Origin of the sequence: Leptotrichia sp. oral taxon 879 str. F0557, from assembly GCF_000469385.1 — a bacterium.
GTDB classification, from domain to species: domain Bacteria; phylum Fusobacteriota; class Fusobacteriia; order Fusobacteriales; family Leptotrichiaceae; genus Leptotrichia; species Leptotrichia mesophila.
In genome coordinates, this window is sequence record NZ_KI271304.1 from 117,429 (window position 1) to 128,827 (window position 11,399).

Here is an 11,399-nt window from a genome sequence, read left to right on the forward strand (position 1 = left end):
TTGAAGATATTAAATTTTAGAATAATCATTTTTTAGGAGGAATTAATATGGCAAACATTATGGACAAATTTACACAATTTTTAGAAGAAAAATTAATGCCTGTAGCTGTAAAAGTGGCTAATCAGAGACATTTAGCGGCAATCAAAGATGGAATGGTTATTACATTGCCATTTATTATAGCAGGATCTGTATTTTTGATTTTAGGAAACTTGCCGATACCAGCATTAGCTAATTTTTATAAATATAATGCAGTTGGACAAATTATCGCAAAATGGTTATCCTATCCTGTTGATGTAACATTTAATTTATTAGGCTTTATTGCGTGTATCGGTATCTCATATAAATTGGCTCAACATTATAAATTAGATGAAATTTCTAGTACAATCTTAGGAGTTTTAGCATTTTTACTGGTAACTCCTTTTCATAATGGTATCCCACTGCCTAGTATGGGAAGCGGAGGATTATTTGTAGCTATAATAATGTCACTTTTGGCAATAGAAATTGTAAACTTTATCGTGAAAAAGAACATTATTATTAAAATGCCTGATTCTGTGCCACCTGCAGTATCAAAATCATTTGCGGCATTAATTCCAGGATTTTTTGTTATTCTAATTTCATTAATAATAAGAATTTTATTTGAAGTTTCTCCATTTGGAAATATTCATAAGGTTGTTGAAATGGTATTAACTAAACCGCTTACAGCATTAGGAGGATCTTTCTTTGGAATGATGGGACTTTCTTTCATAACTAATTTACTATGGACTGCTGGAATACATGGTTCAAACCTAGTAACAGGAGGTATAGCAAGACCTGTACTGGATACATTAATGGATCAGAATAGAATTGCACTTAGTGCTGGAAAACCTCTTCCAAATATAGTTACAACTCAGTTCTTTGATATTTTTCATAATATGGGAGGTTCTGGAACAACTTTCTCTCTTGCTATTATGCTTCTTTTCCTTTCTAAGAGTAAACAGCTTAAAGAAATTGGTAAATTAGCAATTGGTCCTGCTTTTTTCAATATTAACGAACCCATTTTATTTGGACTTCCAATAGTTATGAACCCTATTTTAATCATTCCATTTATACTGGCTCCGTTAGTTACAGTAATGGTTACTTACCTAGCGATGTATTCAGGGTTAGTTGCAAAAGTAACTGGAGTTGCCTTGCCTTGGACAACGCCGCCTTTCATATCTGGTTTTCTCGCAACGAGCCATTGGACAGGAGCAGCCATACAAGTAGTAAACTTCTTCATAACAGCGGCTATTTACTATCCATTCTTTAAAATATGGGATGATAAAAAATTGCAGGAAGAAAACGGTACAGCAAGTACAAATTAATCATTAGCAAAAGTTATGGTTAAATTAATAAAATATATTTTACAAAATACATTTTTTGTGGTATATTATTTGTAGATTAAAATAATAAATAAAAATTTTAAGGAGTGATTACAATGATTAAACAAACTTGGATTTGGTGGAAAAAATTAAATAAAATTTAATATTTTTTTGCCAGCTATGTTGAAATTTATTGTAATTACTATTATTAAATATTGTGAAAAAAGCATTGGTGAAACAAAATCAATGCTTTTATTTTATACAATTCTCTTAGTCGGTAAAACGATTTAAGAGAATTTTTTTATAAATTTCAACTAAAAAAGAAAAAATACTGGAAAGAAAAATACAATAATATAGAAAGTGAGATATTTTATGTTAACAAATAAACCTACTTATTACTACTCTATTATCAGAAAAAAATTTAGCAATTCCTATTTTGCTGAAGATGAAAGGCAAGTTATTGTTGGGATTGACTGTGAATATTTTGATTCTAATGAATATAGCTATGATTCGTTAAAAAAAATATACAATTCTTTTGTAAAACAGAAAAGACTTTCCCCTTTTGCAGGACTTTTTGGGACATTTGCTTATGAGTCAATACATTTTTTTGAAAAAATTGAAAAAATTGAAAAAGAGCAATTTAAATTTCCACAGTTTATTTTTGCCAATGCAAAGGCATATTTACACTACTCTAAGACTAGCAAGGAATTTTCATTTTACGGAGATGAAGAAAAATATTTTAGTTTTTTAAATGATGAAATTTCTGAAAAATTTAATGATTCTGATTTATTTTATGATATAAAAACAGATTTTGAAGAGGAAAAATTACATTATTATGAAATTATTGAAAAAGCGAAGGAATATATTAAGTCTGGAGATATTTTTCAAGTTGTACTAAGCGAGCAGTTAAAACTTACGTCAAATATGGATTCTCTTGATTTTTATGAAAAATTATCAAAGGCAAATCCGAGTCCGTATATGTACCATTTTCCTACGAAATATGGGGACATTGTTGGTTCTAGTCCAGAAATACTAGTTGATATTTCATCGGATAATATTTATATTGCTCCTATCGCTGGAACTCGTCCCAGAGGAAAAGATGCCAACGAAGATGCATTTTTAGCAAACGACTTATTAAATGATGAAAAGGAATGTGCTGAACATAGGATGCTTGTTGACTTGGCTAGAAATGATATTGGGAAATTTGCGGAAAGTGGCTCAGTTGTTGTAAAAAATCTTATGCATATTAAGAATTATGAGCATGTAATGCACATTGTGACGGATGTTTATGGGAAAAAGCGAAAAGATGTTTCGATATTTGAAGTTATTGCTCAGGCTCTTCCAGCGGGAACGCTTTCTGGATCACCAAAAATTCGTGCTATGCAAATCATTTCAGAACTCGAGACATTTAAAAGAAATGTTTATGCTGGCGGAATTGGATTTTTAAGATTTAATGGAGATGTTCAGCTTGCGATTATTATTCGTACTGCATTTTTTGAAAATAAAAATTACGACTTGAATAAAGTTGATGAGGTTCGGAATGTATTTATTCAAGCTGGAGCAGGAATTGTATTTGATTCTGTAAAAGAAAAGGAATATGATGAAATTTGCCATAAAAGAGCTTCTGTGCTAAACATTTTTAAAAAATTCTGTAATGAAGAAAAAAATAAAAATGATAAAAATGAAAGTGGAAAGGATGTGAAATAAATGATTTTGATGATTGACAATTATGATTCGTTTGTATTTAATGTTGAGCAATATTTGAAGGAAATGACTGATGATGAAGTTATCACTATTAGAAATGACGCAATAACAATTGATGATATAAAAAAAATGAATCCTAGTAAAATAATTTTTTCTCCAGGTCCAAAACATCCAAAGGACAGTGGAATTTGCCTAGAAATTTTAAATAATACTGATGAACTTGGAAATATTCCAATTTTAGGAATTTGTCTTGGGCATCAGGCAATTGGAATGAATTTTGGCGGTAAAATAAAAAGGCTTGAAAATCCATTGCATGGTAAAACTTCAGAAATTACAGTTTTATCCGAGAATTCTGTATTATTTAAAAACTTGCCAAAAAAATTTAAAGTTATGAGATATCATTCACTTTATGTTGACGATATTCCAGAAGATCTTGAAGTTACAGCAAAGTCTGAGGATAGGGTTGCGATGGCTGTGGAACACAAAAGTAAAAATATTTTTGGAATACAGTTCCATCCAGAATCAATTTTTACTGAATATGGAAAAAATATGATACGAAACTTCTTGAATATTGAAGTTTCAGAAACTTTGCAAAATAATGAAAATTCTAAAAATAATAACGAGAAAGGAAACTTTATAGATATGAATAAATATTTAAAAAAATTACAGGAAAATATTGCATTAACAGATACTGATTTTCGTGAAATCTGTAAAATTATTGATAGCAAAAATTATGACATCGTACAGCTTGGAGCCTTGCTTGTACTAATTTCGGAAAAAAGCCTTTATCCTGAATCGCTTACAGCATTTGTAAAAAATATTCTAGAATATAGCACAACTTTTGAAGATGATTCTGATATGATTGATGTTTGCGGAACTGGTGGCGATGGATTCAAGACAATAAATATTTCAACAGCTGTCTCATTTATTCTGGGAGCAATGGGAGTAAATGTCGCAAAACATGGAAACCGTGCAATCTCGAGTAAAAGTGGAAGCAGTGATGTACTTGATAAACTAGGAGTACCTCTTGAAAATTCGCTTGCAAATCAAATTGAAAAACTGCACGTAAAAAATCTTGCTTTCTTTCATGCCCCGTTTTTCCACAAATTAGTTGGAGAAGTACGAGAAGTTAGAGGCCGTCTTGGAATCAGAACTGTCTTTAACATTTTAGGTCCACTGCTTCACCCAAACACAAAATTAAAATACCAATTGGTTGGACTTTACCACGAGCCTGTACACAGATTATACGCTGAAACATTACAATTACTGGGAAGAAAACATGCATTAGCTGTTCGTGGAAATGATGGGCTTGATGAAATAACAATTTGTGATGACACTAAAATTATTGAAGTAAAAGATGAACAAATTCTCGAATATACAATTTCGCCTGAAAGTTTTGGCTTTAAGCGGGCTTTCCATTCTGAAATTGAAGGCGGAACTCCAGAGGAAAATGCTGAAATTTTGATAAAAATCTTAAAAGGCGCAGAAAAATCAGCAAAATTTGATATTGTCGTATTGAATGCAATGTTTGCACTTTATACTGCGGATGTGGTAGATCACCCTGCAAAAGCAAAGGATATGGTTTTAGAAGCAATTGAAAGTGGGAAGGTTTATGAGTTTTATAAAGATTATGTGAAAATCACAAAATAATTTTTTGGATATAATTGATAAAATTACTAATTTGTATTTTTTTATAGATTATAACTGATAAAAATTTAAAAAATATCTTTTTTATTAGTTGTAAGTATGATAAAATATTTATAGAGGTGATTTTATGATAGAAAGAAAAATTTATTTTGAAAAAATTAAACCCTTTATAGATAAAGATATTATTAAAGTTTTGACAGGAATAAGGAGAAGCGGTAAATCTGTAATGTTAAAATTGATTATGAAAGAATTGAAAAAAAACGGTGTTAATGAAAATCAATTTATTTATATCAATTTTGAAAATTTAAGAAATAAACATCTTTGCTATGCGGATACATTGAATGAATATATATTGGAAAAAGCAGAAAATATTCAAGAGAAATTCTATTTATTTTTGGATGAAATTCAGGAAGTAAAAGAATGGGAAAAGTGTATAAATTCATTAAGAACAGAAGATAAGCAATTTGATATTTATATAACAGGTTCCAACGCTAAACTATTATCGGGAGAACTTGCAACTTACCTTGCAGGAAGATACGTTAAAGTTGAAATTTACCCTTTTTCATTTAAAGAGTTTTGCTCAATATACCAAAATATAAATAAAAATATTTCAAAAGAAGAAATGTTTGAAAAGTATGTCAAACTAGGTGGGATGCCATTTTTACATAATTTGAATTATGAAGTGGAATCAAGCATGCAATATTTAAAAGATATATATTCATCAATAATATTAAAAGATATTACTCAAAGAAGCAATATAAGAAATACTGAATTATTAGAGCGAATTATCAATTACATCGTAATGAACATTGGGAATACATTTTCTGCAAATTCAATTTCAAAATATTTTAAAAGCGAAAATAGAAAAGTTGCAGTAGATACTGTGCTAAATTACATAAAAGCCTGTGAAAACGCATTTTTGATTCACAAAGTTCCTCGTTACGAAATACAAGGTAAAGAAGTTCTAAATGTGAGTGAAAAATATTATATTGCAGATCATGGAATAAGAGAAGCGATTTTAGAAACAAACGAAAGAGATATAAATCAAATTTTTGAAAATATTGTATATATGGAATTATTACGAAAAGGCTATAACATAAAAATCGGAAAATTGAATAATTTAGAAATAGATTTTGTCTGTACAAAAACAAATAATGAGAAAATTTATATTCAGGTAGCATATTTACTTGCCTCCGAAGACACTATAAAAAGGGAATTTTTACCATTTGAAAAAATTAATGATAATTATCCAAAATATGTAATTTCTATGGATAGATTTGATATGTCAAGAAATGGGATAAAACATTTGAATATTATTGATTTTTTATTGAAAGACTAAAAAAAACTGAAAATATTTATAAATTAAAATTTTTAGAAAGAATGGTGCAAATATGTTAAAAACTTTATACAAAGAAAAATGTTTGAGGTATTTTATAATCCCAGAAATAATACTATTGTTTATATTTTTCTTCAAATTTTCAATATTAGCAGTATATGTAATACTGCCTCTTTATGTTTTTGAAAGTATATTTGATAATATTTTTTTCAATATCCCATTAATTTGGTTATTATTTAAAATAACAACTATGTATTTTTGCTCTATAAAATTTGAAAAAATAAATAAAATTGAAGATGAAGAAAAAAAGAAAAAAGAGAAAATTAGATTAAAGATAATAATTTTTTTATTAAATATAATAGCACTCATTATTTTTACAATATTTTCTATTGATTTAGTAAACAATATTTTTAATACATTATTAAGTTTTTAAATGTGAAAGGAGAAATATGGATATTTTAGAAAAAATAAAAATTAAAAGAGATATACAGCTTGAAGATGAATTAAAGTCTTTTAAACAGCCACCTTTAAAAAAGGCACTTAATCAAAAGGGAATTCAGATTATTGGGGAAATTAAAAGGGCTTCTCCATCAAAGGGAAAAATTGCAAAAGATGATTTTGATTTATTAAAACAGGCACAAAGTTATGTAGATAAAGGAGTTTCAGCTTTTTCGATATTGACAGAAAAGGAATATTTTAAAGGGGAGAATGATTTTATAAAAGTTGTAAGGGAAAAATTTCCAGAAATGCCGATTTTAAGGAAAGATTTTATTTATACTCCGTTTCAAGTGGCTCATGCTAAATTTTTAGGAGCTTCAGCGATTTTGCTGATTGTGAGAATGCTGGATGATAAGACACTTTTGGAACTTCATAAGCTGGCACAGAATTTGGAAATGGATGTTCTGGTGGAAACTCATGATGAAGAGGAAATAAGAAGGGCTTTGAAGATTCCGAATTTGGAGATTTTGGGGATAAATAACCGAAATTTGAATACTTTTGAAGTTGATATTAAAACTACAGAAAAACTGATAAATGAAATTCCAAGCGATGTTTTAAACAATTTGACTATTGTAAGTGAAAGTGGATTTTTGTCAAAAGAGGATGTGGAGTATGCAGAAAATTTGAATGTGGATGGACTGCTAATCGGAGAGGCACTTATGAAAGGGCTTCTTTAGAATTTGATAAAATAAATATTCTGAAACAAGGAGCCAAAAATCCTTGGGGAAATAAAAAACTTAGGTTGTTAAACTGGTCTTAGAAAAATAACTTTAAATTTATGGAAGGAAAAAAATTGGAGAAAAAAGAAAATAATGTGGCAACTGATAATTTCATAGAAAATACTACTAAATTAAAGGTTTGTGGAATTAGGAGCATTACTGAAATTAATGAATTGAAAACTTTGTATATTGACTATTTTGGATGTATTTTTGCAGAAAGTCAAAGACAGGTGGATAGCGAACTTGCTGCTAAAATTACACGGATTGCACACAGGCATGGGAAAAAAACTGTAGGAGTGTTTGTAAATGCGATGATTGAGAATGTTGTAAAAATTGTGAAAGAAACAGATATTGATATTGTGCAGCTGCATGGAGATGAGTCAGTGGAATATTGCATGGAACTTACTCAAAAATTAGAAAAATTGTACGAAAAAAATTGTTTTAGAAAACGTAAAAACTTCCCTGCTAAAACGAAGCTTTGGAAAGTTTTTGGCGTGACTGATGAACTTCCGAATATTGCTGACTACAAGCCATATATTGAATACCCTCTATTTGACGCAAAAGGAATAAATCGTGGGGGAAACGGAATTGTCTTTGATTGGGATATTTTGAAAAAATTGGAAAAATATTCATTTGTGCTGGCTGGAGGGCTTTCGGCTGAAAATATTTGTGAGGCGCTTGAATGTAAGCCTGCGATTTTGGATGTGAACAGTAAGGTTGAGGTCAATAATAAAAAAAATAAAAAATTAGTTGAGGAAGTTGTAAATTTAGTAAAAAAGGGAAAATAATAATTTAAAAAAATAAATGTGAAAGGAAAGAAATATGGGAAATAAACATTTTAATGAAAAGGCATATTTTGGGCAATTTGGTGGACAATTTGTACCTGAAACTGCGATGTTTGCTCTATCGGAACTGGAAACCGAATATGAAAAGCTAAAGAATGACAAGGAATTTTTTGAAGAATTTGATAATTTGCTAAAAAATTATGTTGGACGTGAAACTCCGCTCTATTATGCCAAAAATTTGAGTGAACATTATAACCACGATATTTACTTGAAAAGAGAAGACTTGAACCATACTGGTGCTCATAAAATTAATAATGCGCTTGGGCAAGTTTTACTTGCTAAAAAAATGGGAAAGAAAAAAGTTATTGCTGAAACTGGGGCTGGACAGCACGGAGTTGCTACTGCTACTGCGGCCGCTCTATTAGGTTTGGAGTGTGACGTTTACATGGGAGCTGTTGATATTGAACGGCAAAAATTAAATGTTTTTAGAATGGAGCTTTTGGGAGCAAGAGTTATTTCGATTGAAGACGGGCTTAAAACTTTGAAGGAAGCGACAACTGCGGCTATTCAGTCTTGGGTTGCAGAGATAGAAACTGTGTTTTATGTAATCGGATCTGTTGTAGGGCCTCATCCATATCCGACTATCGTGCGTGATTTTCAGTCAATTATCGGTTACGAAGCAAAAGCACAGCTGGAGGAACTTGGAAAGCATGCTGATCATGTTATTGCCTGTGTTGGTGGTGGAAGTAATGCTATTGGTATTTTTAGTGCATTTTTAGAAGATAGTTCAACAAAACTTTATGGAGTCGAAGCTGGAGGATACGGAATTGACACAGATATGCACGCTGCTACATTGACACTTGGAAAACCTGGAATTATTCATGGAATGAAAACTTATGTTCTTCAAAACAAATATGGACAAATAAGTTCAGTTCACTCAATTTCCGCTGGGCTTGACTATCCAGGAGTAGGTCCCGAACATTCACATCTATTTGATACAAAAAGAGCAACTTACGCACCAATTACCGATGATGAGGCAATGAAAGCTCTAATGCTTGTTACAAGAAAAGAAGGGATTATTCCAGCAATTGAGAGTTCCCATGCGTTAGCCTATCTTGAAAAATTATGTCCTGCACTTTCTAAAGACAAGAGAGAAACTATCATTGTAAATGTGTCTGGACGTGGAGATAAAGATATGCACACTGTTTTTTCTGTATTAAAAGACAAGGAAACTGGCGGAAAAAATGGAATTTATGAGTTAAATGGAGGTTTAGAAAATGAGTGAAAAAAAATTAGATAAGAAAATTATTGATATTTTTAGAGAAAAAGAAAAAGTAAACATTGGTTATATTGTCGCAGGCTATCCAAGTGTTGATTTTACAAAACAATTTTTACAAAATTTGGATAATACAGCTCTTGATATGCTTGAAATCGGAATTCCCTACTCCGACCCTCTAGCCGATGGAAAATTAATTTCACACGCTTCATTTCTTGCTTCTGAAGCTGGAGTTACTACCGATACAGTCTTTGACTTGTTAACAGAAGTAAAAAATGATATTTCAAAACCTCTAATTTTTCTAGTTTATTACAATTTAGTCTTTGCTTACGGAATTGATGAATTTATCAAAAAATGCTGTGAAGCTAATGTTAAAGGTATGATAATTCCAGACTTGCCTTATGAGGAAGCCTTTGAAATGTCGGAAAAGCTACAAGAAAACAATATCGCTCTTATCCCTCTTGTAAGCGTTACTTCTGGAAGCAGAATGAAAAAAATTATTTCTCAAGGCGACGGCTTTATTTACGCAATCGGTTCTCTTGGAGTTACAGGTTCAAAACAAGTTGATTTACCACGTTTGGAGTCTTTTATTAATGAAATTAGAGAAGTTTCAGACTTGCCAGTTTCATTAGGATTTGGAATAAAAAATAATGATAATGTGAATACGATGAGAAAATATGCAGATGGGGTGATTGTTGGAACAAGTATCGTTGAGTTTACCCAGAAAAATGATGTGGATTATGTGATTCAAAAAATTAATGAACTGTTTAAATAGGTATTGGTGAAGATGGTCAGAAATGACTGTCTTTTTTGTAATATTGACTAAATTAAAAAAATACCCCTAAATAATATCAAATATCTAGGGGTAATTTTTTTTTAATTATGACAATCTATTCCTAAAGTCCTCATATTCAAATTTTCTAATAACCTCAACTCCACCTTTTTCTGTATAAACTGCAATCACAGGCAAATTTATCCCATTGAAAGTATTCGTCTTCACCATGCTATAATGTGCCATATCAGTAAAAATCAGCTTATCTCCTACTTTTACAGGATCATCAAAAGAGTAATCTCCAATTACATCTCCAGCAAGGCAAGTAGGCCCTCCCAATCTATAAGTGTATTTCTTCTCATTTGGCATTCCTGAGCCGAAAATAAATGGACGGTATGGCATTTCGATTACATCAGGCATGTGACACGAAGCTGAAGTATCCATTAACAATATATCCATTTCATTTTTTGTAATATCTAAAACTTCCGAAACTAAAAATCCTGTATTCAAGGCAACCGCTTCTCCTGGTTCTAAATACACTTCCACATCATATTTTTCTTTTATATAATTTATGCATTTTACAAGTTTTTCAATATCATAATCTTCTCTTGTAATATGATGTCCCCCACCAAAATTAAGCCATTTCATATTATGTAAATACTTTCCAAATTTTTCTTCAAAAATTTTTAATACATTTTCAAGGGCATCCGAATTTTGTTCACAAAGTGCATGAAAATGAAATCCATCCAATCCTTCAAGTTCATCTTCCTTAAAATTTTCAAGTGTTACTCCAAATCTTGAAAATCTTCCCGCTGGATTGTAAATCTCAGTTTCAACTTCTGAAAATTCTGGATTTAATCGAAGTCCACAGCTAATTTTCTTACCATTTTTTTCTTCAAATTCCTTTACTCTATTCTTAAATTTTTTCCATTGATTAAAAGAGTTAAAAACAATATGATTTGTTATTTCCATTATTTCATCAAACTCATCTTCCCTGTAAGACGGATTAAAAATATGTGTTTCCAATTTTTTGTTAGGATTTTTTAACTCCATTTCCTCATACCCAAGTCTTGCTTCAAATAGTGAGCTTGCAGTAGTTCCATTTAAGTATTCACTAATTAACGGATAGAAATAAAACATCGAAAATCCTTTTTGTGCAAGCAATATTTTACATCCTGTTCTATCAATTACACTTTTTAATGTTTCAAGATTTCTTTTTAGCAGCCTTTCATCAACTATAAAGGCTGGTGTTGGCAAATTTGTTATATCCATATCAAGATACTTATTTTTTGACATTTTTTATCATCTCCTTTTATACTTTACAT

9 protein-coding genes are annotated in these 11,399 nt (G+C 30.5%); 8 read left to right on the forward strand and 1 reads right to left on the reverse strand.

What is annotated here, in order from left to right; all coding sequences use genetic code 11:
* Window positions 1-47 precede the first annotated feature (47 nt).
* The 8 genes from celB to trpA all read left to right on the forward strand — a co-directional run bounded on the left by celB (window position 48) and on the right by trpA (window position 10,077).
* On the forward strand, window positions 48-1,340 hold the full coding sequence (celB, locus tag HMPREF1552_RS04275) for a PTS cellobiose transporter subunit IIC (protein ID WP_006803813.1): 1,293 nt from the start codon (window positions 48-50) through the stop codon (window positions 1,338-1,340).
* A 369-nt stretch (window positions 1,341-1,709) separates the two neighbouring features.
* A complete protein-coding gene (locus HMPREF1552_RS04280) occupies window positions 1,710-3,044 on the forward strand; it encodes an anthranilate synthase component I family protein (RefSeq protein WP_021743868.1) in 1,335 nt (444 codons plus the stop codon).
* Window positions 3,045-4,691 (forward strand): anthranilate phosphoribosyltransferase, encoded by a 1,647-nt coding sequence (gene trpD, locus HMPREF1552_RS04285; protein ID WP_021743869.1) that lies wholly within the window; start codon window positions 3,045-3,047, stop codon window positions 4,689-4,691. It abuts the gene before it with no gap.
* Between the two features lie 124 nt (window positions 4,692-4,815).
* The gene (locus HMPREF1552_RS04290) at window positions 4,816-6,027 is read left to right on the forward strand and encodes an ATP-binding protein (protein WP_021743870.1); all 1,212 of its coding nucleotides are present in this window, start codon (window positions 4,816-4,818) and stop codon (window positions 6,025-6,027) included.
* 446 nt (window positions 6,028-6,473) lie between these two features.
* Window positions 6,474-7,199 carry an indole-3-glycerol phosphate synthase TrpC gene (gene trpC, locus HMPREF1552_RS04300; RefSeq protein ID WP_021743872.1) on the forward strand — a complete coding sequence of 242 codons (726 nt, stop codon included), beginning with the start codon at window positions 6,474-6,476 and terminating at the stop codon, window positions 7,197-7,199.
* Window positions 7,200-7,315: 116 nt separating this feature from the next.
* Window positions 7,316-8,029, forward strand: a complete 714-nt coding sequence (locus tag HMPREF1552_RS04305) for a phosphoribosylanthranilate isomerase (protein WP_231370748.1) — start codon at window positions 7,316-7,318, stop codon at window positions 8,027-8,029.
* Between the two features lie 34 nt (window positions 8,030-8,063).
* Entirely contained in the window at window positions 8,064-9,311 is a 1,248-nt protein-coding gene (trpB, locus tag HMPREF1552_RS04310; RefSeq protein WP_021743874.1) for a tryptophan synthase subunit beta, read from the forward strand.
* The gene (gene trpA / locus HMPREF1552_RS04315; protein WP_021743875.1) at window positions 9,304-10,077 is read left to right on the forward strand and encodes a tryptophan synthase subunit alpha; all 774 of its coding nucleotides are present in this window, start codon (window positions 9,304-9,306) and stop codon (window positions 10,075-10,077) included. The genes trpB and trpA overlap by 8 nt, the downstream gene beginning before the upstream one ends.
* A gap of 105 nt (window positions 10,078-10,182) precedes the next feature.
* Here the strand turns inward: trpA and nspC are convergent, their stop codons facing one another.
* On the reverse strand, window positions 10,183-11,370 hold the full coding sequence (gene nspC / locus HMPREF1552_RS04320) for a carboxynorspermidine decarboxylase (protein ID WP_021743876.1): 1,188 nt from the start codon (window positions 11,368-11,370) through the stop codon (window positions 10,183-10,185).
* Between the last annotated feature and the right edge of the window lie 29 nt (window positions 11,371-11,399).